Here is a 24,532-nt window from a genome sequence, read left to right on the forward strand (position 1 = left end):
GGTGGTGGGGGTGCGGGCGGCTACGCGGGTGCGGTGGGAGTGGCGCAGGGCGTCGGCGGTGAAGACCACCAGGGCGAGCCAGACCAGGGCGAAGCCGGCCAGCCGGGCCGGCGGCATCGGCTCGTGGAAGATCAGCACGCCGCAGCCGAGCTGGAGGATCGGCGCGAGGTACTGCAGCATGCCGACAGTGGACAGCGGCAGCCGGTTCGCCGCCCCGGCGAACAGCAGCAGCGGGATCGCGGTGGCGGCGCCGGCGAGCACCAGCAGCGCGGTGTGCCCGGCCGACACGTGCCCGAACGTCGAGTAACCGCGTGCCGACAGCCACCCCAGGTACGCCAGGGCGGGCAACGCCAGCACCGCCGACTCGACGAACAGCCCTTCCGTGGCGGGCAGCGCGAGCTGCTTCTTGACCAGGCCGTACCCGGCGAAGCTGAACGCCAGCGTGAGCGCCAGCCAGGGCAGGCGGCCGTAGTCGACGGTGAGCACCGCGACCGCGAGCGCGCCGACGCCCAGCGCCGCCCACTGTGCCCGGCGCAGCCGTTCCCGCAGCACCAGCACGCCGAACAGCACCGACACCAGCGGGTTGATGAAGTAGCCGAGCGCCGTCTCCACCACCCGGTCGGAGTTCACGCCGTAGATGTACGTACCCCAGTTGACGGCGATCAGCGCGGCGGCGAGCCCGATACCGGCGAGCGCCCGGGGCCGCCGGGCCAGCTTGCGCAGGAAGCCGGCGTGCCGCGTGGCGGCCAGCAGCAACGCCACGAACGCCACCGACCAGAGGATCCGGTGCGCGAGGATCTCCACCGGCCCGGCCGGGCGCAGCAGCTTCAGGTAGATCGGGAAGAAACCCCAGATCAGGTACGCGCCGACGCCGTACAGGTAGCCGAGCCGGAGCTGGTTCACCGCTCCACCGTAAGTGGTGGATCGCTGCACTGGTCCTTATCGGTGACCGGCGTCACGCGCTGGTCCAGCTCCATCCACCGATCCGCTGCGACCGGCCGGAAGCCGATCTTCGCGTAGACCCCGTGCGCGTCGAGCGTGGCCAGCAGGATGCGGCGTACGCCCAGCTCGCCCAGGTGGTCGCGGACCGCGCCGGCCAGCCAGGTGCCCAGCCCGCGACCCCGCTCGGCCGGGTCCACGTACACGTCGCAGAGCCAGGCGAACGTGGCCCCGTCAGTGACCACGCGGGCGACCGCCACCTGCCGTCCGTCGCCGGGCCGGTAGACGCCGAAGCCGATCGAGCCGGCGAAGGCGCGCGCCACCGTCTCCCGCTCCCGCCCCAGCGCCCAGTACGCGTCGGTGGCGAGCCAGACGTGCACCCGGTCCAGGTCGATCCGGTCCGGGTCGGTGCTGATCTCGTAGCCGTCCGCGCGGGTCACTGTGAACACGCGGCCGAGGCTAGTACCGCCACCGGGCCCTCTCGCCAGCCAATTCCCTACTGCTGGCCTGGTGACCCCGGCCGGCCGCCACGGCGACCGGCCGGGCCCGGACGTCAGTCGCGGTCGAGGACGGCGCCGAGGATCCAGGTGACGATGCCGACGAAGAGCGCGCCCAGCACCGCCTCCGGCCAGAACCCGTCCACGTGGAAGGGCAGCCCGGCCTCACCGGCGATCCAGCTGGTGAGCAGGAAGAGCAGGCCGTTCACGACCAGCGCGATCAGGCCGAGGGTCAGCAGGTAGAAGCCGCACCCCACGGTCTTGATGATCGGCTGGAGCACCGCGTTCACCACGCCGAAGATGACCGCGACGAGCACCAGCGTGATCACCGTCTCGGTGGCCGAGTCGGAGTCGAGCGAGATGCCCGGGATGAGCAGGGTGGCGAGCCAGAACGCCACCGCCGTCGAACCCACGCGAATCAGAAGACCCTTCAGGAAATCCATGGCCGGGATCGTGCCACGGCCGTACCACCAGGGGAAGTCGCCCGGCGGCGCGTTCCGTCAGTGCCGGGCCGGACGACCGACCAGTTGCGACTCGACAGGTGTGGGCGAGAGCAGCGCCCAGCGCAGGGCCCGCCGGTTGACCACCGCCACCATGTCGTCGCGGATCCGGGTCAGCCACTCCGCCGAGCCGCCCAGGCCCAGCGCTGCGCCCGCGAGCGCGGCCTCGTCCGGGTCGAGCGGCTGGAGGATCGCCAGGTCGGCGCGGGCCAGCGCGGGAGTGTCGGCCGGGGTCAGCTCGTCGCGGACCACCAGCACCGACTGCCAGGCGGCTGCCGGTCCGGCCTCCGGCGGCACCGGGCCGGCGTCCACCACCACCAGCAGCGGATGCAGCGGCGAGCCGGGCGCGCCACCGAGCGGACGACCCGGCGGGAGCAGCGGTACGCCGCCACCGACCGTCCCGACACCCCGCACGAACGGTTCCCAGATCCGGGGACGGCCGGTCTGCACCACCACGCGCGCGCCGAGCGCCAGCGCCCGCAGCACGAGCAGTTGGGCCGCGGGCACGCCGCCGACGAGCAGCACCCGCGTCGTGGCCGGCCGGAACAGGCGGACGGTGAGCGCGGCGCCGTGCCGGTTCGCGCCCACCATCAGGCCCGCGGCGGCCGGGGGCAGGTCCAGCGCGGGCGGGGGCGACCCGGCCGCGGCCCCACCGGTCACCGCCAACGGCAGCGTGGCGGCCAGCCCGGCCAGGTGCTCACCGTCGAGCCGGCGCAACTCGCCGCCGACGTCACCGGCGACCCGGCGCAGCGTGCGTTCCGCCGTCGACAGTTCGGCCGCGCTCCCGGCCGCCACCCGTACCGCAAGATCGGCCGGGACCGGCGCCGCGCCCGTGCGCGGACCGACCGTGAGCGCGACTGTGGTGGCGGTGGCCGGCAGCGCGAGCAACCGGCCCACCAGCCCTCGCGTCGCCTCGCCGCGCGGATCCGGCCACCGGCGCAGTCGCCAGGTGGCCTGCGTCAGGCCACCCACTGCGAGCTGGGGCCAGGTCTCCCGCACCGGGGCGCCGGGCTCGTGGTGGGCCAGTTCGGCGATCACCCGCAACGCCGCGTCGCCACCCAGCGGCCGGGCGCTGAGCGGGCCGAGCCGCCGGACGAGCCGCCGCAGGGTGCCGGACAACGCCCGCAGCAGGTCCTTATCCGGCCAGCCGTCGGCGCGCAGCACCTGGACGGCCAGCACCACGCGCGCCCGCCCGGCCACCCGCCCGTCGGTGAGCTGGCGGTACGACGTCCCGGCCGGACCGCCGGCCACAGCGGGCGCGGGTGCGGGCGAGGACGAGAACACCAGCTGCAGCCGGATCGCGGGGGCGTCCGGCCCGGCCGGTGGAAGCAGGCCGAGCGGCGAGGGCAGCTCGTGCGCGTGGTCGCCGAGCAGGTCGTCCGGGTCGCCCAGCTCCAGCAACGCGGTCAGCCCGGCGGCGTCGTGCAGCACGGCCGCCCCACCGGACGCCTCCGTCGCGCCGACCACCGCGCCCGGCCGGAGCAGCGCCAGCAGTGCCGCCGGATCGGCCGCCGGTGGCAGCGCGCGCCGCCGGGTCAGGTACGCGGCGGCGGTGGCGAGCCACTCGTGGAGCCAGCGGCCGCGCACCCGCACCCACGCGGCGGGCAGCAGCAGGGCCGCCGACAGCAGCGCGACGGCCGTCGGCACGACACCCCGCCCGACGGCCGCGATCAGCACTGCCGCCGCGATCTGGGTCGCGACGATCTGGCCGGCGCGCAGCCGTGCCGTCGGACGGCTCGTCCACTGTGGCGTGCGGACCGCGACGGACGCGGGCCGCTCGGATGTGCTGGCGGTCACCGCACCTCCTCGCCGGACCTCCGCGTGACGCTGCCGTGGCTCATCGTAATGGGCGAGTTGTCCACAGGGGAGCCCGAAGGGGTAGCAGAACCGAAGTCGGACGGCTACCGTCAGCGACGAAATCGTCGAGTTGCGTGTCCGCCGCCGCCGGGCTTCCCCCTCCACCGGCCCCGGGCCCCCGCCGACGAGTCCACGGTGGTCACACGGTGACCAGCCACGACCGAGGAGACGAGGTGACGTCCGGGATGTCCCAGACCCAGGCAGAAGCCGCTGTGATGCAGCAGACCGCCGCGAAGTTCGAGCAGGTCGACCAGTCGCTCCAGACCATGCTCAGCGGCCTGATGGCCGAGCTGGAGGTGTTGCAGCAGGCCTGGCGGGGTGCCGGTGGGCGCTCGTTCGCGCAGGTCAAGCAGCAGTGGGCGCAGGACCAGGCCGCCCTTCACCGGGCGCTGCGCGAGACCGCCAACGCGATCCGCACCGCGGGCCGGCAGTACGACGTCTCCGACACCGAGGCCGCCGGCCGGGTGGCGGGCACCAACCGCGGCATCCAGCTGCCGCTCTGACAACCGGAAGGATCGAATCCATGGAGCACGGTGTGCTGGTCGTCAACTTCGCCGCCCTGCAACAGGCGGGCGCCGACATCCAACGGGCGCTGTCCACGCTGGAGAGCCAGCTCGGTCAGCTCGAACGCGACGCCGCCCCGCTGGTGGCGAGCTGGAACGGCGAGGCCCGCGAGGCGTACGAGGTGCGGCAGTCCCGGTGGCGGGCCGCCTCCCAGGATCTCCAGGCGATGCTGCGTGACATCAAGCTCGCGGTGGCGGACTCCGCGACCGACTACCTCGACACCGAGAAGCGCAACGCCAACCTGTTCCAGTGAGCCGACGCCGCGCGGCCCGGGCAGGTGACCCGGGCCGCGCGGCGTCGCACGTGACCGCCGGTCATCTCGGAGCTGCCGGGCCGGCCGCCTGCCAGCGCCTGCGCGCGCCGCGCGGCAGCACCAGGGCGAGCGCCGCCACCAGTGCCACCGCCCCGCCCGCGACGGCGGCGGCCGGCAGCGCCCGGTCCCGGGCCGAGTCCCGGCGGGACTGGCGGGCCAGCGCGGCCGGATCGGGCCGGTCGGCGGGAAGCGCCGCTCCCGGCCGGGTGCGCGAATCGGTCGCGCCGGCCGACTCGGTCACCGCCCGGTACGGGTTGAGCACCCCCGCGCCGTAACCCGCGTCCCGCCCCGGCGCCGGGTCGGCGGCGGCCACGATCCGACCGGCCACCTCGTCCGCACGCAGCCGGGGCCGGTACTGGCGCAGCAGCGCCGCCGTACCCGCCACGAACGGAGTGGCGTAGCTGGTCCCCTCCGCCCGCTGGTGCCCCGACCGGGGTGCCGCCATCAGCACCTCGCTCCCCGGGGCGACCACGTCCACGTACGAGCCGGTCTGGGAGAACGCCGAGCGTGTCCCGTCCCGGCCGATCGCGCCGACGCCGAGCACCCCGTCGTACGCCGCCGGATAGGGCCGGGGATCACCGTTGTCGTGCAGGTTCCCGGCGGCGGCCACCACGACCACGTCCCGCCGGACCGCGTAGGCGACGGCGGCGCGCACGGCCGGGTCGTCCGCGTACAGCACCACCGAGAGGTTCAGCACGTCGGCGTCGTGGTCCACGGCCCAGCGGATGGCCTGGGCGAACCCGGCCGCGTCGACCGTACGCCCCGACTCCCGCCCCTCGACGACCTGCTGCTCGCTCACCCGTACCGGCAGGATGCGCGCGTCCGGCGCGAGGCCGCGGAACGCGACGCCGGGCTGCGGCGCGGCGGCGATGATGCTCGCCACCCCGGTGCCGTGGCCGGCGCAGTCCCGGGTGCCGTCCCCGCCCCGGTCGAGGAAGTCGGCGCCGTCGAGAACCCGGCCGGCCAACTGCGGGTGGGACCGGTCCACTCCCGAGTCGACCACCGCGACCACGATCCCGGTGCCCGTCGCGAGCGGGGTGAGCCGGTCCGGGGCGTACCGCTGCTGCGGCCACGGCTGGTCCGCCACCGGGCGGGCCGGCGCGGGCGGCGAGGCGCAGCCGGCGGGCGCGCGAGCCGCCGCCGGTGCGGCCGGAACCGCCGTGACGAGGAGCGTCGCCAGGGCGGCCACGGCGGGGTACGCGACTGGCCGAGACATCGACGACCTCCGTAACGTGTCGGCTCCGGAACGGGATGTTATCGGCTCCCTGACGTCGAGGCCGACCGTCGATGGCCAGAAGTCCTGATCTTGTTGCCACCTTGTAGGTTGTAGGCGATGCCTGTGGCCTGTTCGCGGAAGGAGAGGTGGCCGTGACCGGATGGGAGCCGGCCACCGAGGCCGAGGTGGCGATGCGGGACGCGCTGCGCGCGCAGGACCAGCAGCAGTACTTCCGGGTGCTGACCCGTGTCGATCTCCTGCTTCCGGTCGCGAGCGGACCGACCGCCGGATGGGGCACCTGGACCTCCGGGGGTCGCACCCACGTGCTGGCCTTCACCTCCGTCGCCGCGCTGCGCGCGAGCCTCGGGGAGAACGCGGGGCCCACCCGCCGCGTCCCCTACCCGGATCTGGCCACCGGCTGGCCCAACCCCGAGTGGTGGCTGGCGGTCAATCCCGGCCTGCCGATCGAGGGCTACCTGCCCGCCTGGTACGTGGCTCAGCTCTCCCGGGGCGACGTCCGGCTGCCCGGCCGCACCATGGGCGCCCGCGCCCGGCTGGAACGCGTGGAGAACGCCACCCGGGGAGCCCGGAACGCGGTGCCCGAGGCGGCGCCCCGCCCGCCGGCCGTGCCCGTGGCGCCGGCCGCTGTCACGCCCGCCCCGGTGCCTCATGCCGCCGTCCCGCCGGCCGCGGTTCCGCCTCCCGTCGTGCCGCCACCCGCGGTGCCACCTCCGGCTGTTCCGCCACCCGCGGTGCCGCCTCCGGTCGTGCCGCCGGTTGCCGGCGCGCCCGGCCGGGACGAGCGGCTGATGAAGACCGACGAGCCGCCCACGGTGCCGATGCGGGCCGCCTCGGTCCTCGGGCGGCGGCTGCCCACCGTGCCGCCCCGCCGCCGAGCGCCGGACAGCGACGTCCCGAGCCGGACCGCCCCGGGCGCCGAGCCGGACACGGACGCCCTCGACGGCTGGCTCACCGATCTGCGCCGCCGCCCGGACGAGCCGGACCCGTTCGCCACCGCCCCTGCGGCACCTGCCGACGAGCCACCGGCGGCCGCCGTCCCACCGCCGTCCCGCTCCTTCTTCGAACCCTCGTCCGGTGGCCGCTCGGCCCGGCGCCCGTCGCCGCTGGACCCGTCGCGCGGGGCCGGCGACCGGGCCACCCCGCCGACCCGGTTCGCCGGCGGGCAGCCGTTCCCGCGCCGACGGCCGCTGAACGAGCCGGTACGCGAGGGCCGGACCCACGCCTTCCCGAGCCGGACGGACGAGCCGTCGCCAGCGCCCCGGTCGGAGGAGACGACCCAGGCGTTCCGGCCGACCCGCCCGACCGAGGACGCGACCGAGGCGCTGCCCCGGAGGCACGCCGGACCGGCCACTGCGACGGACGCCGGATCCGCTGCCGCCGCCGGACCGGCCACTGCCGACGGGTGGGGGGCCGCGCCGGGCGGCACCGAGGGCGAGACCACGCGGTGGGAGACGATCGACGAGCCGGTGGAGGAGCTGCCTCCGTCGATCGCCGAACCGGTCTCCGCGCCGCCCGCCGCACGCCGCGACTTCACACCCATCGTCATCGAGGGCACCGTCATCGAGGCCCGCGACCTGACCGAGCCCGCACCGCTCTGGTCCGCGCAGCAGACCGGTCCGGTGCGCGCGGAACCGGCCGAGGGCGCGGCCACGCCGTGGGCCGGCACCGACCCGACCATGCCGCTTGCCGCGGACCCGCCGGTCGCCGACGACACGGTGAACCTCGCCGAGCCGACGCCGGCACACAGCGGGACCACCGGCGCGACGGACCGGAGTACGCCGCGCGACGAGCCGGCCGTGTCGTTCGCGTCGTCGTCCGAGCCCACGACGTCGCCGTTCGAGTCGCCGTCCCCGGCAGGCGAGGCCACCGCGCCGCTGTTCACGCCGTCGGCCTCGGCCGAGCCGACTGTCTCGTTGTTCGACCGGGTGCCGGCCGAGCCGACCGTGCCGCCGGCCGGCCCGGGTGAGGCCGAGCCGACGGTGTCGCTCGCGTCGGAGTCCGAGCCGACGACATCGCTGTTCGAGTCGCCGGCTCCCGCAGCGGACGCCACCGCGCCGCTGTTCACACCGTCGCCGTCGGCCGAGCCGACTGTCTCATTGTTCGATCGGGTGTCGGCCGAGCCGACCGCCTCGCTCGCCGGCCCAGCCGAGGCCGAGCCGACTGTCTCGCTGTTCGATCCGGCACCGGCTGAGCCGACCGTTTCGTTGTTCGATCCGGTGCCGTCCGAGTCGACGACGTTGCTGTCCAACTCCGCACCGGACGACCCGACCGCGCCACTGACCAGGCCGGCATCGGCTGAGCCGACCGTCTCGTTGTCCGACCCCGTGCCGGCGGAGCAGCCGACCGTCTCCCTCTTCGCGCCGGCGACCGGCGACGAACCGGTCACCGCGCCGCTGTTCGCGCCCGGCGAGCCGACCGTGGCGCTGTCCACGCCGGCACCGGACACCGCGACCCCCGCCACGACAGCCGGTCACGGATCGAGCACCGCGGACCGGCCCGCCGAGTTCGTACCGGCGAACGACGTCGAGGAGGACCTGCTGGCCGCCGCGGGCAGCGGCAGCACCGACGGTTTCCTCACCACGCTGCTGCTGGCCCGGGTGCTGATGCCCGTCGCGCCCGACTCGGCCGCCGGCAGCCGGCCGGGTGACCCCGGCTTCGTCTGGCACGCCGATCAGGTCGACGGCGAGCGGTGCGTCTCGGTCTACACCTCGCCGGAACGCCTGGCCGAGCACACCGAGGGCCAGGTCGAGACGGTACGGGTCAAGTTCGTCCAGCTCATCCGCAGGTGGCCGGACGTGGCGTGGTCGTTCCGGGTCAACCCGGGCAGTCCGGTCGGCGCGACGTACCCGGGGGAGCAGGTCCTCGCGCTCGCCAACTGGGCGGCCGAGGTGGGCCTTGGCGACGACCCGGAGCCGGCGTCCGCGCCGCAGCCGGCGGAACGCCAGCGCCCGGAGGCGCCCACGATCGCCGCGAACCGGCCGGTGACCATGCAGAAGGCGATCGCGGCGAGCCAGCTCGCGTACTACCTGGAGCGTGGCTACGACCGGGTCTCCGGATTCGTGCACCGGGCCGGGGAGTTGGCGCATCTGCGTACCCCGGCGGAGCTGTACCGCGCGCTCGGCCTCGGCCACCCGGGCTCGCCGTTCTCCCCGGACGACGAGGAGATCTACCTGCTGCGCTGGCCCGCCTACCGGCCGAGCCTCTACCGGATCCCGTACGGCGGCCCGAACGAGGCGGCGATGCGGGCGATGGAGGGCTGGGTGATCGAGCGGCCCCCGTTCCGCGGCAACGGCTTCGCGCCGGGGGAGAGCAGCGACGTGATCGCCGAGTTCAAGGTGGACAGTGCACGGCTCCCGCACGGCGCCGAGCTGTGGCGGGTCGGCGCGGACGGCGACAGCAAGCTGGTCGCCGTCCTGGACACCGACGAGCTGCTGTGGCGGAAGGCGGGCGAGGCGTGAGCCGCGACGGCTACGTGGCCCGCTGGCGGGGCCGGGAGTACCAGGCCAGCCCCGACGGCGACGACATCCGCCTCTACCAGCCCGGACCTGGCGAGGGCTTCACCGAGGTACGCCCCGGCCGGTACGTCCGGGTGGTGCCGGCCGCCGAGGTCGACGATCTGGCGTACGTGCGGACCACGTGCACCTGGCAGGGGCAGCCGTTCATCGTGCTGGCCGAGCACGAGGGCTGGCTGCGGGTCGAGTACACCGGTGGGCGCTGGCCGGTGGCCGAGGCGATGGGGCTGGAGGCGTTCGACTTCGGCGTCTACCAGGGCTGGGCGCCCGCGGCCGAGGTGGCCGACCTGGGCGAGCAGCGGGTCTGAGTCAGGACTTCGCCCAGCGCAGGATCTCGCCGAGCACCACGTCCCGCGCCTCGACGTGCGGGAAGTGGCCCACGTCGTCGAGCAGCCGCCACTCGTACGGGGCGGTGACGTAGCGGCCGGAGCCCTGGGCGGTACGGGGGAGCGAGGCCCGGTCGAGTGCGCCGTGCAGTTGCAGGGTCGGCGTGACCAGTGGCTTCTGCATCAGCTTCACGAAGCGGTAGCCGTGCAGCCGCAGCACCGAGCGGAACGCCCAGCGGTAGCCCTCCATCGCGCAGAAGGCGGCCTGCGGGATCTGCATCGCCACCCGGCAGCAGTGCGCGTAGTCGGCGAAGTCGGGGCCGGACACCCAGCGCGGGCCGCCCCACCGGCGCAGGATCTCCTCCACCTCGGTGGCGTCGTCCCGGGCCAGGACGTGCTCGTAGCGGGGGAGCTGGAACTTCAGCGTCGCGGTGGCCGAGGTGAACTGGCCGCGCGGGTCGGCGAAGATGGCCGCCCGCAGCCGCAGCGGGTGCGGCGCGCCGAGCACCACGAGCCGGCGGACCAGGGTCGGGTGGAAGGAGGCGGCGGTCCAGCCGATGAGCCCGCCCGCGCCGGTGCCGACGACGGTGGCCGACCGCTCACCGAGCGCGCGGATCAGGCCGGCGACGTCGGCGGCGAGCGTGTAGCCGTCGTACCCCCGGGGTGGCTTGTCGCTCGCACCGTAACCGCGCAGGTCGACCGCGACCGCGCGGAAGCCCGCGTCGGCGACCGCGGGCAGCATCTCGTGCCAGGCGTACCAGTATTCGGGGAAGCCGTGCAGGAAGAGCACCATCGGGCCGGTGCCCGCCTCGACGACGTGGAACCGGCTGCCGTTGGCGCCGACGAACCGGTGCGTCCACGGCCCTTCGGGCAGGACGCAGGACTCGTCGACGGGTCCGCCGCGCTGGTCGGTCATGGGGCACAGCCTAGGGCCGCCGGTCACCCACCGGGCCCGCAGGTGGCCAGGATCAGGGATTTCTCCGGGCGGTCACCGGGAACCGCACCGGGGCCGCCTCGCGGGGTCGTGAGCGCCCTGCTACCGGCTGTCACTCGTCGATGATCCGCATGGGGATTCCCGGTCCGCAGTCGACGGAGCGGTCCCGCGCGGTGAGCCGCAACGTGACCAGGTCGCCCTTGCGCAGCTCACCGGCGTTCGGGCCGTACACCGCGTACTCCGTGCCGTTCTCGTCCATCAGCCCGTAGCACGGCCCGGAGCCGCCCCGGGTGATCCAGCCGGCGACGACGCCCGTCGGCCGGTTGTCGGTCGGCGTCTTCGGCGGCCCGGCGGGCCGCCGAAGCGTCGGCAGGTCGCCGGCGGACAGCGGCGTGGGGCGATCGGCGGGCGAGGCCGTGCCGTTCGCGGCCGGCTGGTGGTCGTCGGGCACTGATCCTCCGTCTCGGCCGCGGGCGCGCCGGTGAGCGGCGCCGTCGCGAGGGCGCCGGCAGCGTGGTGCGGGGCGTCATCCGATGGGACGCGGGTGGGGTACGCCGGGTTCCCGGAAAGGGCGATGCCCGGGCGGTTCACCGCCCGGGCATCGCGTGGTGCGTCGATCAGTGGATCAGGAGAAGCGGACCTTCAGCGAGGTGCCGTTCTGCTCCAGAACCTTGATCTTGGTGCCGGTGGCCGGGAGCTTGACGCCGTGGTTCGGCAGCTCCGGGTACCAGTACTGCGTGGTGTCGTCGAACAGCGGCTGCGCCGCCTGGCCGCGGATGTACTGCGGCTGGCTGTTGAGGTGCAGCGTGAACGAGTCGGCCTTCTTCAGGCTGAACGGCGCGTCGTAGACCTGGACGCGGGCCCGCCAGGGCTGCCCGGTCAGGTTGTAGATCGGCCGCGGGTGCGCGTCGATGATCATGTTCCGACCCTCACCCGGGTGCGCGAACGTGTCGTTGTCCGCGAACCGGAGGTTCCAGTAGGAGATCAGCAGACCCTCCTGGTACGCGTAGTGGTCCACGTAGTCCGGGCGGGTGTTCGCGTAGCCGAAGAAGTACGGGCCGGTCTTGAGGTACTTGTCGTACGAGACGTACGACCGGTTGCCGGCGATGTAGTAGTTGTCGAACTTACGGGTGTAGGTCTCCTCGACGATGCTGAAGCCGCTGAGGGTCCAGCCGTTCGCACCGGCCTCGGCGCCGTCGGTGAGGAGGGTCTGGCCGTCGGCGGTCACGGTGACCGCGTCACCGTAGAAGCCGCCCTCGGAGACACCGCCGTCCGTCTGGTAGCGGAGCCGGAACTGCACGACGTTGCCGGCGACCGCGTCCATCGGGATGTTGATGTCGACCCACTGGTCGTTGCTGGAGCCGTCCAGGGCGTAGCGCCCGGGGGAGATCTCCTTCAGCGGGGCGCCGTTGGCCGTACCGGGCAGCGAGGCCCAGGTCTGGCCACCGTCGGTGGACGCCTCGAAGAACAGGTAGTCGTAGTCCGCCTCGATGCTGTAGCGACCCTTCATCGACAGCGCGGCGCTGGTCTTCCCGGTGAGGTCGACGGTGCGCGTCATCGTGTTGTTCAGGTCGTCGTCGTTGCCCGAGAAGAACTGCTTCGTACCCTCGAACGGCTTGCCGTTCTGGAACGTGTACTCCCGCTGCGGCAGCACCACCACGGCGCCCTGGGCCTTGTTGGAGTTGTACTCCTGCGGGCCCAGTTCCAGGGTGCGCTTCTGGCCGGCCACGACGACCTCGTAGTCGAGCCAGCCGAGCTGAAGCTTGTTCCACGCGCCGAGGTCGCCGCCGCGCTCGCCGATGCCACCGTCGTTCTTGGCACCGAGCCGGCTCTGGGCCATCAGGGTCCAGTGCTCGTTGTTGTTGTCCCCACCGCTGACCACGTTGTAGTCGTCCGGCAGACCGAGGTCGTGGCCGTACTCGTGGTAGAAGACGCTCCGGCCACCGTTCTCCGGCTGGATCGTGTAGTCACCGATCCAGACGCCGGTGTTGCCGATCTGGGTGCCGCCGGCCGGGAAGTTCTCCGGGCCGGTGTTGCCCTGGTCGCTGGCGAAGGCGTACCACCGGTGGCTCCAGATGGCGTCCTCACCCTGGTACGGGTCACCGTCGGCCTGGTCGCCGCCGGCGTGGACGATCTGGAAGTGGTCGATGTAGCCGTCCGGCTCGTTGAAGTCGCCGTCACCGTCGAAGTCGTACCGGTCCCACTCGTCCATCGCCTTGACGTCCGCGGCGATCTCCGCGTCGGAGCGGCCCTGCGCCTTCTGGTCGGCGACCCACTGGTTGGCGGCGTCGCGGACCAGCGCCCAGGTGTTGGTGCAGACGTTCGAGGCGCACGGGTAGCCGTCGGAACGGCCGTAGCGGGCCTCGTTGTACCGGACCTTCACCCAGTTGGTGACCTCGCCGTCGACGCTGTACCGACCCGAGGACTGGGCCTCGTAGTACTGCTTCAGCGACTCGTCACCCGGGTTGGTGCCGAAGTACAGCTGCCGGTAGTGGTCGGCGCTGTAGTCGGCCTGCCAGACAGTGGAGTTGTCCACCGCCCGGTTGGGCTGGGGGATCTGGTTGCGGAGCGGGCCGTCGAACCGGGTCGGGCCCGGGGTGTCCGGGTCGGTGTCCTGGTCCGGGTAGTTCGGGTGCCGCTCGTCGCCGAACTCGGCGAGGATGACGAAGATCTTGTCGGTCCGCTCGCGGGAGAGCTCGACGTACTGGTCCTTGGTCGGACCCTTGCCGGCCTTGGTGCTCTTGGCTGCCTTGCCCGCCGCGGGACCGGCGACAGCCTGCTCGCCGACCTTGACGACCTTGCTGCCGTTGATCTTCTGGGCCTTCGCCCTGCCGGACAGGACCTCGCTGAGGCCCTCCTGGCGCAGCGCGCGCCGCTTCTCCTCGAGCGGGTTGGGCAGGTCGTGCTCAGCCTGCGCAGGCTCGGCCACCGACGGGGCGGCGGCCGGCAACTTCGGCGTCGGCGCGGCGCTGGCGGACGTGCCTGCCACCAGTCCCGTCGCGGTCAGCGAAAGCCCGAGCAGACCCACTGCGACTTTGCGCACGTGGTACCTCCGGTGTGAGGGAACCGGCCCAACTGGGGGTACGGGCCGGTGGAACGTCCCACTAGTGGGACCAAAGGTGAACATAGACACTGCTGCGACTGCTGGGAAGATGTGTGCGTCGATTTGTAGCAACTTTTTGTTGGGAATGCTTTTCACCGTCACACGTCCGCCGGTCACCGAGCCGTTGACCAGCGGCGATGTACGGATCACGCGGTGCAGTGACAGCCATGGATTAACCGGCTACGCGGAAGGGTCGGGAGCGCTCGCGCTCCCGACCCTTCCCCCATCGAGCCTCTTCAGCTCATTTTCCGGTCATTCCGGTTCCGGTTTGAACGTACGGCTCAGCTCCGCGGCGGAACCACGTACACCTGGGCGTACGAGTTGTCCTTGGCGGCCCGCTTGATGATGATCGAGACGCCGTACTGGACGCCCGCGTCACCCGGGTTGCCGGTGCCGAGCACGATCGCCCCGCCACCCAGCGTTGAACCGTAGTAGTCGGTCGCCGGGGTGCCGTCCGGGTTCACCACCCGGGTCGTGTACTGCTGGTTGCCCCGCGACGGGATGACCACCGAGGCGTCGTTGTCCCGCGAGTACGCGGCGCCGTCTCGGATCTCGATGCCCGGGTACCAGCCCTTGGCGTCGGTGAAGCCACGCACCGGAGCCTGCGGGCCGAACTTCGTGCAGTACTCGCTGTACGGCTCGTCCGCCGCCTCCAGGCACTCCTTGAACGGGTACGTCGGCTTCAGGCCGAACGCGGCGTTGGAGGACTGCGGCCGGCTGGGCAGGTTCTTCAGCACCGACGGGTCCTTCTCGGCCGCGACGCCCTTGCGGCGCAGCGGGTCGTTGTGCGAGTCGACGATCAGCAGGCCGCCCTTGGCGCCGTAGCTGGGCAGCGCGGTCATCTGCGCGGTGACGTGGTTGACGTCGCCGAGCTGGGTGTCCCGGTACCAGACCAGCATGCCCGGCGCGTTGTACGCGATCCGGTCGACCTTCCAGGCCTCGTGCGAGTAGACGGTGTCGTAGGTGTACTTCAGGCCCTTGTCGAAGCCGTCGAAGTTACGCCACTCGGCCAGGTAGTAGTGCGACTTCACCTGGGTGCCCGAGTCGATGAACCAACCCGCACCACTGGTGTCGGTGAAGGTGCCGCCGGTCTGGGTCCAGCCCGCCGCGCCGCTCTCCACGTCGTCGCTCCAGGTGGTGGCGCCGCCGCCGGTCACCGAGAAGTCGTCGGCGAACCAGCCGCGCTCCTGGAACGCCTCGTCGGTGGCGTAGCGCAGCCGGACCTGCACGGTCTGCCCGGCGTACGACGACAGGTCGACGTAGTCGTGCCGCCAGCCGTTGGTGCTGCCGGTCAGGCCGTACTTCTTGTTGCCGAAGTCGACCATGCGGCCGTTCGGGTCGGCGTAGCCGTCGTTCGTGGAGACCAGCGCACCGCCCTCGGCGTACACCTTCTGCTCGCTCCAGGTGGCGCCGCCGTCGGTGGAGACCTCGACGAAGCCGTAGTCCCAGTCCGCCTCGATGACGTAGTTGTTCCACATCCAGAACTTCGCATCAGCGGCGTTCGGGACGGTCACCGTGCGGCTGAGCTTGATATCCGCCCAGGCCTGGTCGGCGCCGGAGTACCACATGTTCGAGCCGCTGTGCGGCGTGGCCAGTGAGATCACCTTGTCCGGCAGGTCGATCTTGATGCCGTCCTCGGTGCCGACCGGCGTACGCGAGGTCTGCCCGAGCTTGACCAGCTTGGCCCGGTCACCCGGCCCGAACGTCTTCGGCTCGGCCCAGCCCAGCACCCACTTGTCCCAGAGGCCCATGTGGGTCGGCAGCGCCTGGAAGATCTCGCCGGAGTGCGAGCCGGACGCCATCAGGTCCCAGAAGTCCACGTCCGAGTCGGCGTTGCCGGAGGTGTCGTACAGGTCCGGCAGGCCCAGGTCGTGCCCGAACTCGTGGGCGAAGACGCCGACGCCGGCGTCCTCCGGCTGCACGATGTAGTTCGACACCTTCAGGTTGGTGCCCGGGATCGTGTAGCCGCCGGTCACGGTCGAGGAGTGCGCCCAGACCGAGTAGATCCCGACGTCACCGCCACCGCGGGACTTGCCCTGGTTGGCGTGCACCAGCACCAGGTGGTCGATCACGCCGTCCGGCTCGTGGTAGTTGCCGTCGCCGTCGCGGTCGCTCTGGTCCTCGATGTCGTAGTCGGCCCACGGGAAGTTCGGGTCGGCCGCGGCCAGCGCGTCGATCGCGTCGGTGGCGAGCCGACCGGCGCCCTGCGGGTTGTCCGGGTGGCCGTTCATCGACTGCTCACGCCCGGCGACCCAGTTGCCGTTCTCGTCCTGGAAGCAGCGCGAGGCGGCGTACCAGCCCTCCGAGTGCGGCACAGTGATCCACGGGCTGGCCTGCCCGTCCACGGTGTACGCGTTCTTGGACATCTCCAGGTACATGTTGTGCATGGTCCGCCCGGCGAGGCTGATGCCCGGCTTGCCGTCCGGCCCCTTCAGGTCCTTGCGGACCCGCTCGGTGATGCCCTTCTTGCTGTACAGCATCTTGTCGTAGTGGGCCGGGGAGAAGTCCGGCACCCACATCGAGTTGTTGTCCTTGTGCGGCAGCGTGGCCGGGTTCGGGATCGTGTTGTGCCGCGGCCCGTTCTGCACGGTGCCGGGAACGCAGGTGCGGTCCTCGAACACCGTCTTCGGGACCATCACGTCGGTGAAGTCGTCGTTGGCCTTGTCGTTGAACTCGACGAGCAGCGTCAGCAGCTTGGCGGTCTGCGTGCTCTTGGCCTTCTTGATCTTCCGAGGGCTCTGGCCGGTCCGGATGGACTTGGCCTCCAGCTTGGCCAGCTCGCGCGCCGCGATCGGGTTGCCCCCGGCGTACTTGCGGTCGTAGGCGCGGGCCTCGTCCGCCGGCGAGGAGAAGATGCCGTCGCGGCCCTTGACCTCCTTGCCGCCGGTGTCCGGCTGGACCTCGGGCTCGGCGTAGTTGATGTAGTGCTCGTCCGCCCCGATCGTGACCGGTGCGGACCGGGCCGGCTGAGCCGCCGCGCTGCCCGTCACGGTCAGCGACGTGGCCGCGAGCGCGATGGCGGGCAGCGCGACGAGTAAGCGTCGCCGTGCCCTGTGCTGCGACATGGGGAGCATGCCACTCCGTTCGTAGGGAATGGTGAGGGACCGGCCGTCTCAGTGACGCTCGTCGAAATCCGCCGGTCGGCTGAACGTAACCGACGACGAGCGACATCGACAGAGGTGATCAGGCCCTCTGGCCGATCAGGTCAGTCCCGGATCCCCCGATCGACGGCGCGGATCCCGGATACGACGAAGGGGCGGACCGCCCGGCGGCCCGCCCCTCGTCATCGGTAGACGTCAGTCCTCGTCGGACTTCCCGCCGCTCATCCCCGACGAGATCAACTCCATGACCGAGGAGTCCTGGAGCGTGGTCACGTCGCCGAGCGACCGGTTCTCCGCCACGTCCCGCAGCAGCCGGCGCATGATCTTCCCGGAGCGGGTCTTCGGCAGCTCCGGCACCAGCATGATCTGCCGCGGCTTGGCGATCGGGCCGAGCGTCTTCGCCACGTGGTTGCGCAGCTCGGCGATGAGCTGCTCACCCGCGTCACCCGAGATGTCCGCGCTGCCGCGCGGGATGGCGAACGCGACGATCGCCTGGCCGGTGGTCGGATCGGTCGCGCCGACCACCGCCGCCTCCGCCACCGACGGGTGGCTCACCAACGCCGACTCCACCTCGGTGGTGGAGATGTTGTGGCCGGACACCAGCATCACGTCGTCCACCCGGCCGAGCAGCCAGATGTGCCCGTCGTCGTCCTTCTTCGCGCCGTCACCGGCGAAGTAGACCCACTCGTCGCCGGTGTTCGCACCAGCGCCGAACCGGGACCAGTACGTCTCCAGGAACCGGTTGTCGTCGCCCCAGATCGTCCGCAGCATCGACGGCCACGGCTCCTTCAGCACCAGGTATCCGCCGCCGCCGTTCGGCACCGACTGGCCCTGGTCGTCGACCACGTCGGCGACGATGCCGGGCAGCGGGCTCATCGCCGAGCCGGGCTTCGCCTCGGTCACGCCGGGCAGCGGCGAGACCATGATGGCGCCGGTCTCGGTCTGCCACCAGGTGTCCACCACCGGCAGCTCGCCGCGGCCGACGTGCTGCCGGTACCAGATCCACGCCTCCGGGTTGATCGGCTCACCGACGCTGCCGAGCAGGCGCAGCGACGACAGGTCGTACCCGGCCGGGATGTCCTCGCCCCACTTCATCATGGTGCGGATCAGCGTCGGCGCGGTGTACAGGATGGTCACCTTGTACTTGTCGACGACCTCCCAGAAGCGGCCCTTGTGCGGGGTGTCCGGCGTGCCCTCGTACATGACCTGGGTGGCGCCGTTGGAGAGCGGGCCGTACACGATGTAGGAGTGCCCGGTCACCCAGCCGATGTCGGCCGTGCACCAGTAGACGTCCGTCTCCGGCTTCAGGTCGAACACCGCGTGCGTGGTGTACGACGTCTGGGTCAGGTAGCCGCCGGTGGTGTGCAGGATGCCCTTCGGCCGGGCGGTCGTGCCGCTGGTGTAGAGGATGAACAGCGGGTGCTCGGCGTCGAACGCCTGCGCCTCGTGCTCCGGCGACGCGGTCTCGACCGTCTCGTGCCACCAGTGGTCCTTGCCCGACCAGGCGACCTCCTCACCGGTACGGCGGACCACCAGGACGTGCTCCACCGACGGGCACTTCGCCACCGCCTCGTCCACCGTCGGCTTGAGCGCCGACGGCTTGCCCCGGCGGAAGCCACCGTCCGCGGTGATCACCACCTTGGCGCTGGCGTCCTGGATCCGGTTGGTCAGCGCGTCGGCGGAGAAGCCGCCGAACACCACGCTGTGCGTGGCGCCGATCCGGGCGCAGGCGAGCATCGCCACCGCCGCCTCCGGGATCATCGGCATGTAGATCGCCACCCGGTCACCGGCGGTCACGCCCAGCTCGGTCAGCGCGTTCGCCGCCTGACAGGTGAGCTTGTGCAGGTCGGCGTAGGTGACGGTACGGGTGTCGCCCGGCTCGCCCTCCCAGTGGATCGCCACCTTGTCGCCGTGGCCCGCCTCGACGTGCCGGTCCAGGCAGTTGTACGCCACGTTCAGCGTGCCCCCGGTGAACCACTTCGCGAACGGGGCGTTCGACCAGTCGAGCACCTGCTCCCACGGCTGGGCCCAGGCCAGCCGGCCGGCCTGACGCGCCCAGAAGGCCAGCCGGTCACCGGCCGCCTCCTCGTACGCCTCGGCGGTCACGTTGGCGTTCGCGGCGAGTTCAGCCGGCGGCGGGAACTGGCGCGTCTCGTTCAGCAAGTTGGCCAATGCCTCGCTCATGCGGTGACTCCTTCGTCGCGTGACCTGCGTCTCCTACTCCGGGGAAGGTTAGTCCCGCCGTACCCCCGTCGCGACCGCCCGCCCCCTCATCGCGCGCCGAGCGGCCCCGTACCCGCGCCGAGTGCACCGCGCGACGCCGACGGCGTCACTTTCCCGGCGGGCGGAGGCGGATACCGGCCCGCCGGTCGCTAGCGTGACGGGGTGACCACCGATCCGCTCGCCCCGCTGCTCGCGCTCGCCGACGTCGCCCCCGCCGTCGAGCGGGCCCGCGAGCGGGTCGACCTGGCCCACCGGCACCGCGCGCTGCGCCGCCAGGGCGGCCAGGTCGCCGCCGAGGTCAGTCTCCGCTCGGCAGTGGCCAGCGCCGCGCTGGAGGGCCGCGTCCACGACCGCGAGGAGGTACGCGCCGGGACCGTCACCGACCCGGTGCTCCAGGGCGCGCTCCGGGTCGCCGGAGCGCTGCCCGGACTGAGCGACCTCTGGCCCAAGGCACCCCGGCAGGTGATGGCCCGGCTGCACGTGCTCGCCGCCCGCGACGTGGTGACCGAGGAGGAACTGGGCCGGCCGGTCGCCGACCCGGTGGTCGCGGCCCGCCTCGACGGCCTGGCCGCCCTGGTCGCCGGCGGCACCAGGGTGCCACCGCTGGTGCTGGCCGCCGTCGTCCACGGCGAGCTGCTGAACCTGCGCCCGTTCCCCGGCCCGTCCGGGGTGGTGGCCCGCGCCGCCGCCCGGCTGGTGCTGATCTCCACCGGGTTCGACCCCCGCGGGCTCGTCGCGGTGGACGTCGGTCACCGTGAGCGCGAGCCGGAGTACGTGGGCGCGGCCGGCGCGTTCGCCACCGGTACGCCCGACGGCCTGCGCTCGTGGCTGCGGCACTACATGAGGGCGGTGGAGGTCGGCGCCGACCAGATCACACTGATCGGCGACGAGATCCTCGCCGCGTCCTGACGGTTGCCGGCTGCCCGCCTGCGCGCGCTGTCCCTGGTGGCGGCCGTGCCGGACGCTGCGGTGCCTGCCGTCAGGCGGTGGGTGCGGCGGTGCGGGTACGGCGGTGCCGGCCGTACCATGCGATGCCGATGGCCACGCCGACGCCCACGCCGAGCGCCGCCGCAGCGACCGGCACCGCCGGCCGCTCGCGCAGCCGGCGGCCCAGCGGGATCGGGTGCCGGAACTCCAGCACCGGCCACGCGTTCTCCACCGCCAGCTTGCGCAGCGCCCGGTCCGGGTTGACCACCGTCGGATGCCCCACGCACTCCAGCAGCGGCCGATCGGAGTACGAGTCGGAGTACGCGTACGAGTCGGCCAGGTCGTAGTCCCGCTCAAGAGCCAGTTCGCTGACCGCCTCGACCTTGCTCGGACCGGCCGCGTAGAACTCGACCTCACCGCTGTACCGCCCGTCCACCACGCCCATCCGGGTGGCGATCACGTCGGTGATCCCGAGCAGCTCACCGATCGGCCGGACCATCTCGTCACCGGACGCGGAGACCAGCACCACGTCCCGCCCGGCGGCCTGGTGCTCCTCGATCAGGGCTGCCGCCTCGGCGTACACATAGGGGTTGATCAGTTCGTGCAGCGTCTCCGCGACGATCTGGCGGACCTGTTCCACCGGCCAGCCCTTGCAGAGTGTGGCCAGGTAGTCCCGGGTGCGGGCCATGGTCTGCTCGTCGGTGCCGCCCAGCCGGAACATCAACTGCGCGTACGCCGACTTGACCACGTCACGCCGGGTGATCAGCCCGTCCCGGTAGAACGGCCGACCGAACGCCAGGGCGCTCGACTTGGCGATGACGGTCTTGTCGAGATCGAAGAAAGCGGCGCTGCGGCCCACGGCGCGAAAGTCTAGCCCGACGAGAGGCGTGGAGGCGTCCGCCCGGGTAGCGAAAGCCGATGAGCACCCGGTGGAGTGACGGCGGTCACAGGTATCTATCGATGAATTTAGCTTTGCGTGGAGTGAACAACACTCGACGTATAAGGGTCGACTGCGGCATGCTTGTCCTCGCGACGGGAGTTCGCATACCCGGCGTCGATGGGCCTCGGCGGTTGCACCCCCCGTAACCGCTGAGTCGGTTCGGCTCGACCCCCCCGGAGCCGAACCACAAGACGACCCCCGTCTCCCCCCGACGGGGGTCGTCCCTTTGCGGTATGAGCGTTCCGCCGCAGATCACAGGCCCTCCTGGTCGTCGTCGAGCGCGCTTTCTGCTGGGTTTGGCATGGCCATAGTCAGCAGATCGTCAGCAGGGCACGACGAAGGCAGCCAGGACGCGGGCCGCGTAGTCGTCCGGGGTGTGGGTGTAGCGGTTGAGCGTCGTCGACGCCTGTTCGTGGCCCATGACCCGTTGCACCAGGCCGATCGGCACGCCGTCGGTGACCAACCAGGTGGCGTAGGCGTGCCGCAGATCGTGTCCGGCGACGGAGTCACGCCGCCAGGGCAAGGCCGGCCGGGCCGCCGGCGATGTCGGGTCTCGGGACCTCGGTTGCAGATCGGTCTCAGGACGTCTGTGACACCTTCGGCTAGACGATCATGTCCGCCAGGTGGCGTGCGAGAGGTGGGCTGCCGCAGACCTGAAAGGGGCGATGTGGGCGCGAAGACAGCCCTACTGGCGTTCGCAGACGGCGACATCCGTCTGGCGCTGCGTGGCGCGACGCGGTCGGAGCGAGCCGAAACCGAGGCGTTGGTACGTCAAGTCCACCCCGGCTACGTCGTCGAACCCGCCGATGACAACACGTTGCTCGACGGCACCTACCCGCCAGATGACTTCACGTACGCCGCTGTGCTGGCCGGGGCAGAGCTGTATTGCGACCGACGGCTCATGCTCGACCGCCCGTCTGAGCTACCGGAGCACCTGCGCCGAGCTGGAGCCGGCCGCCGAATCATCATGCACGGGATGCACTCGGTCGTGGACTGGCTCGGCTTCGCGGTTTGGGAGGACGGCGTGCTGATCAGATCCCTGAGCCTGTCGCCCGACGGCGGCATCCAGGAGAACATCGGCAAGCCGTACGACTTCGAGTTGCCGTACTGGGCCGGTGAGCATCCTGTCGAGCCAGTACCAGGCTGGCACAACCAGGACCCCTACCCGCTGCCGTTTCATCCCCTCGACCTCGGCGAAGAAGCGTTGCGTGCGCTGTTCGGCTTCGTCATCGAGGGCACTCCTTCCCCCGACGACATCGACGCCGACTCTGTTCACCTACACGGCTTTCGCGTGACCAAACCGTTCGGCGAGGAACAGGCCGCCCGTGAGGCCGCATACGCGGAGGCACTACAGACCATGGGACCGCCGCGGATGTACCGCATGGGACCAGACGGAACGATGTACGAGGTCAGCCTTGACAGCTACTAGTCCGCCTACCCGCAGACCGGCAGGAGCGTCACGCAGATCCTGACACCGATCTGCCTCGTACGTCCCGAGACCGGACAGGCGACTGTCGGCTGGTTCAAGGTTTCGGTACGTCTACAAGGCGGGCCCTTGACGGGCCGCACGCACCGCCGCCTGGGCGCGCGCCGGCCGCTGCCGCTGTCGCTCTGCGGCCGACACGCGTGACGCCCGGCGAAATCAGTCAGCAGAAGCCGGCAGCTTGAGGCCGCATGCCCCCGACGGGGGGCGTCCCTTTGCGGTATGAGCGTTCCGCGTCCGGCTCAGGGCGCGTATCCGGGGTCGGCGACCGCCTCGGCGATCCGGGTGAGCCAGTACAGGTCGTTGGCCCGAGCCTCCGCACTGGCCTCCGGACTGAGGATGCTGCCCAGGAACACGGCTACATCGTCGAGATGCCGCTCGCTGCGGTAATAACTCAGCAGGACCGGGTCCGGCTCCAGCGCCCCATAGCCCTCGCGGAAGAGTTCGGCCCGGCGCCCGTTGATCGGGTGGTCCCCGAAGTCGGCGCTGTAGACGAACATCAGGTCCCGCTCGCGCGGCGCGAGGATCGGCGCGTCCCAGTCCACGACGTGCAGGGGACCGTCGCCGTCGGCGATCAGGTTGCCCGGATGGATGTCGGCGTGGCAGATGACGTGCCGCCCCCGTGTCACGCGCGACGCCAGCTCGTCGACTGTCTCCGCCAGCCGATGCAGCGCGGCGCCGTACCGGTCCCAGAAGTCGCCCAGGACCTCACTCGTCGAGGCCTGCCCGCCGAGGGTTCGCAACCGTTCGCCCGCGCTCGACCGGTACGTCTCGGCCGGCACGAAGGCGGCGACCTCGGCGCTCGGCGTGACCCGGTGCAGCCGGCTCAGGAACTCGCCGTACTCGATCCACTGGCGGTCGGTGAGGCCGCGCCCCCACAGGCTGCCGCCGTCGTGGAACGGGTAGAGCAGTAGCCGATAGTCCCCGAACCCGCGCCCGGTGCCGCCCTCGGGGAGGTCCAAGGGTGCGACCACCTGCCGAAGGCCCTGCGCGCGCAGAAAACGCGGCAACAGGACGGCGGCCGGGGTGAAGTCGCCGCGGCGCACCTTGAGGAAGTAGCACCTGCCGTCGGACGTCTCCACCCGGTACGCCCACGCGTGCCCGTCGAGCCCGACCGGCATGAACGCCAGCTCGGTGACGTGCACCGACCAGGCGGCGGCGACCTCGGCCGCCAGCGTCCGCTCGTCGATGTCCGGCTTGTCGATCACCCGACGGAGCGTCGCAGCCGCCGGTCGGGCCCGGCAAGGGAGTTACCGGATCACCGCGCGCAGCGTCTGCCGGGCCGGCTCGAAGCACACCAGTCCGCGGCCCCGCTCGTCGGCCACCACCCACGGATGACCGACGTACGTCTGCTGCCGGTAGGACTGCCCGGGCCGGAGCACCGCGTACTGCTGCCGCCGGCCCTCGTAGTTGATCCAGTGGACCACGACTGTCGACCCGTGGCTGTTGACGAAGTCGACGAATGTCGACGGACCGCCGCCGTGCGAGCGCAGCCGCGATTCGCGCGAGGCCGGCAGTGGGGCCAGTTCCCCCGGTCCGACCACAGGCGGCTTGGACCGGGGGGTCGACGGCTTCGGTGAGGTCGGCCGGCTGCTCGGGGTGGCGCGGCGGGTCGGTGCTGCGGTCCGGGTCGGCGCCACGGCGCGGTTGGAGAACGACACCGACGGCGGTGCGTAGGACTCGGCGGGTGCCTCCGTCACCAACCCCGCCCTCGTCGGGGACGCCAGGATCGCCTGGCCCTTGATCGGCGGCGGGAGGTCGGGGCGACGTGGCGTGGCGAAGACGCTGACGATGCTCGCCAGCACCACGACCACGAGGCCGACGGCGATCGCGGCGAGCAGTGTCGGCGACGGATCGCGTAGCCAGACCCCGTCTTCGGTCCTCCGGCCGGATCGCGAGTGGCGTCCATCCGAGCGGATCGCCAGGGGGTGCGGTGAATCGGTCATGGCCTCGATTCCGCAAGCCGGTGCCGTCCATCGGGCGGCGAAGGGCCCCGATTATCCGTTACCGATCATCCCTGTCGTCAATGGCCGACTGCCCACCCGTCGGCTCCGTCTCCGGCACATAGCAGATCAA

20 protein-coding genes are annotated in these 24,532 nt (G+C 72.0%); 6 read left to right on the plus strand and 14 right to left on the minus strand.

Annotated elements, in window-relative coordinates; translation table 11 throughout:
• The 4 genes from rarD to eccE form a co-directional block, all read right to left on the minus strand.
• Positions 1-903 (minus strand): EamA family transporter RarD (gene rarD, locus EAD96_RS16765; protein WP_121684989.1); only part of this gene is annotated, 903 nt, incomplete at its 3' end.
• Positions 900-1,388, minus strand: coding sequence for a GNAT family N-acetyltransferase (locus EAD96_RS16770; protein WP_120572065.1), 489 nt, complete (start codon positions 1,386-1,388; stop codon positions 900-902). The genes rarD and EAD96_RS16770, both read right to left, overlap by 4 nt.
• A gap of 104 nt (positions 1,389-1,492) precedes the next feature.
• Positions 1,493-1,879, minus strand: a complete 387-nt coding sequence (locus tag EAD96_RS16775) for a phage holin family protein (RefSeq protein ID WP_013283623.1) — start codon at positions 1,877-1,879, stop codon at positions 1,493-1,495.
• Positions 1,880-1,936: 57 nt separating this feature from the next.
• Complete coding sequence (gene eccE / locus EAD96_RS16780; RefSeq protein ID WP_120572064.1) at positions 1,937-3,733, minus strand: type VII secretion protein EccE; 1,797 nt, start codon at positions 3,731-3,733, stop codon at positions 1,937-1,939.
• A 245-nt stretch (positions 3,734-3,978) separates the two neighbouring features.
• Between eccE and EAD96_RS16785 the strand changes: the two genes are divergently transcribed.
• Together EAD96_RS16785 and EAD96_RS16790 are read left to right on the plus strand one after the other, a co-directional pair.
• Positions 3,979-4,296 carry a WXG100 family type VII secretion target gene (locus EAD96_RS16785; RefSeq protein ID WP_120572063.1) on the plus strand — a complete coding sequence of 106 codons (318 nt, stop codon included), beginning with the start codon at positions 3,979-3,981 and terminating at the stop codon, positions 4,294-4,296.
• A gap of 20 nt (positions 4,297-4,316) precedes the next feature.
• Positions 4,317-4,610: a WXG100 family type VII secretion target gene (locus EAD96_RS16790; RefSeq protein ID WP_120572062.1), complete on the plus strand. Its 294-nt coding sequence runs from the start codon at positions 4,317-4,319 to the stop codon at positions 4,608-4,610.
• Between the two features lie 61 nt (positions 4,611-4,671).
• On the opposite strand, the gene mycP is transcribed toward EAD96_RS16790, so the two are convergent.
• Complete coding sequence (gene mycP, locus EAD96_RS16795; protein ID WP_121684990.1) at positions 4,672-5,886, minus strand: type VII secretion-associated serine protease mycosin; 1,215 nt, start codon at positions 5,884-5,886, stop codon at positions 4,672-4,674.
• Positions 5,887-6,038: 152 nt separating this feature from the next.
• Here mycP and EAD96_RS16800 point away from each other — a divergent pair, with 152 nt between their 5' ends.
• Together EAD96_RS16800 and EAD96_RS16805 are read left to right on the plus strand one after the other, a co-directional pair.
• Positions 6,039-9,365: an SseB family protein gene (locus tag EAD96_RS16800; protein WP_121685001.1), complete on the plus strand. Its 3,327-nt coding sequence runs from the start codon at positions 6,039-6,041 to the stop codon at positions 9,363-9,365.
• Positions 9,362-9,727, plus strand: a complete 366-nt coding sequence (locus EAD96_RS16805; protein ID WP_121684991.1) for a hypothetical protein — start codon at positions 9,362-9,364, stop codon at positions 9,725-9,727. The genes EAD96_RS16800 and EAD96_RS16805 overlap by 4 nt, the downstream gene beginning before the upstream one ends.
• Position 9,728: 1 nt before the next feature.
• Here the strand turns inward: EAD96_RS16805 and EAD96_RS16810 are convergent, their stop codons facing one another.
• The 5 genes from EAD96_RS16810 to acs form a co-directional block, all read right to left on the minus strand.
• Entirely contained in the window at positions 9,729-10,661 is a 933-nt protein-coding gene (locus EAD96_RS16810; protein ID WP_121684992.1) for an alpha/beta fold hydrolase, read from the minus strand.
• A 130-nt stretch (positions 10,662-10,791) separates the two neighbouring features.
• A complete protein-coding gene (locus tag EAD96_RS16815) occupies positions 10,792-11,130 on the minus strand; it encodes a hypothetical protein (RefSeq protein WP_120572058.1) in 339 nt (112 codons plus the stop codon).
• A 174-nt stretch (positions 11,131-11,304) separates the two neighbouring features.
• A complete protein-coding gene (locus EAD96_RS16820; protein WP_199733201.1) occupies positions 11,305-13,707 on the minus strand; it encodes an immune inhibitor A domain-containing protein in 2,403 nt (800 codons plus the stop codon).
• A 356-nt stretch (positions 13,708-14,063) separates the two neighbouring features.
• Positions 14,064-16,847, minus strand: coding sequence for an immune inhibitor A domain-containing protein (locus EAD96_RS16825; RefSeq protein WP_233585896.1), 2,784 nt, complete (start codon positions 16,845-16,847; stop codon positions 14,064-14,066).
• A gap of 231 nt (positions 16,848-17,078) precedes the next feature.
• Positions 17,079-19,067: an acetate--CoA ligase gene (gene acs / locus EAD96_RS16830; protein WP_121684994.1), complete on the minus strand. Its 1,989-nt coding sequence runs from the start codon at positions 19,065-19,067 to the stop codon at positions 17,079-17,081.
• Positions 19,068-19,268: 201 nt separating this feature from the next.
• On the opposite strand from acs, the gene EAD96_RS16835 reads away from it, so the two are divergent.
• Positions 19,269-20,015: an oxidoreductase gene (locus EAD96_RS16835; RefSeq protein ID WP_121684995.1), complete on the plus strand. Its 747-nt coding sequence runs from the start codon at positions 19,269-19,271 to the stop codon at positions 20,013-20,015.
• 70 nt (positions 20,016-20,085) lie between these two features.
• Here EAD96_RS16835 and EAD96_RS16840 read toward each other — a convergent pair whose 3' ends face one another.
• A complete protein-coding gene (locus tag EAD96_RS16840) occupies positions 20,086-20,892 on the minus strand; it encodes an HAD family phosphatase (protein ID WP_120572053.1) in 807 nt (268 codons plus the stop codon).
• A 403-nt stretch (positions 20,893-21,295) separates the two neighbouring features.
• Positions 21,296-21,436: a hypothetical protein gene (locus tag EAD96_RS31555; protein ID WP_233585898.1), complete on the minus strand. Its 141-nt coding sequence runs from the start codon at positions 21,434-21,436 to the stop codon at positions 21,296-21,298.
• A gap of 204 nt (positions 21,437-21,640) precedes the next feature.
• On the opposite strand from EAD96_RS31555, the gene EAD96_RS16850 reads away from it, so the two are divergent.
• Entirely contained in the window at positions 21,641-22,402 is a 762-nt protein-coding gene (locus EAD96_RS16850; protein WP_121684997.1) for a hypothetical protein, read from the plus strand.
• 296 nt (positions 22,403-22,698) lie between these two features.
• Here the strand turns inward: EAD96_RS16850 and EAD96_RS16855 are convergent, their stop codons facing one another.
• Positions 22,699-23,664 (minus strand): phosphotransferase enzyme family protein, encoded by a 966-nt coding sequence (locus EAD96_RS16855; protein WP_121684998.1) that lies wholly within the window; start codon positions 23,662-23,664, stop codon positions 22,699-22,701.
• Between the two features lie 42 nt (positions 23,665-23,706).
• Positions 23,707-24,402 carry a hypothetical protein gene (locus EAD96_RS16860; protein WP_121684999.1) on the minus strand — a complete coding sequence of 232 codons (696 nt, stop codon included), beginning with the start codon at positions 24,400-24,402 and terminating at the stop codon, positions 23,707-23,709.
• Between the last annotated feature and the right edge of the window lie 130 nt (positions 24,403-24,532).

It is taken from the genome of Micromonospora sp. BL1, from assembly GCF_003667485.1.
Taxonomy (GTDB): Bacteria; Actinomycetota; Actinomycetes; order Mycobacteriales; family Micromonosporaceae; genus Micromonospora; species Micromonospora tulbaghiae.

What these genes read in the sequence shown, in the direction of transcription:
- EAD96_RS16775 (WP_013283623.1), bottom strand. Translation starts at nt 1,879, where the DNA reads ATGGATTTCCTGAAGGGTCTTCTGATTCGCGTGGGTTCGACGGCGGTG.
- EAD96_RS16785 (WP_120572063.1), top strand. Translation starts at nt 3,979, where the DNA reads ATGTCCCAGACCCAGGCAGAAGCCGCTGTGATGCAGCAGACCGCCGCG.
- EAD96_RS16790 (WP_120572062.1), top strand. Translation starts at nt 4,317, where the DNA reads ATGGAGCACGGTGTGCTGGTCGTCAACTTCGCCGCCCTGCAACAGGCG.
- mycP (WP_121684990.1), bottom strand. Translation starts at nt 5,886, where the DNA reads ATGTCTCGGCCAGTCGCGTACCCCGCCGTGGCCGCCCTGGCGACGCTC.
- EAD96_RS16810 (WP_121684992.1), bottom strand. Translation starts at nt 10,661, where the DNA reads ATGACCGACCAGCGCGGCGGACCCGTCGACGAGTCCTGCGTCCTGCCC.
- EAD96_RS16825 (WP_233585896.1), bottom strand. Translation starts at nt 16,847, where the DNA reads ATGTCGCAGCACAGGGCACGGCGACGCTTACTCGTCGCGCTGCCCGCC.
- acs (WP_121684994.1), bottom strand. Translation starts at nt 19,067, where the DNA reads ATGAGCGAGGCATTGGCCAACTTGCTGAACGAGACGCGCCAGTTCCCG.
- EAD96_RS16860 (WP_121684999.1), bottom strand. Translation starts at nt 24,402, where the DNA reads ATGACCGATTCACCGCACCCCCTGGCGATCCGCTCGGATGGACGCCAC.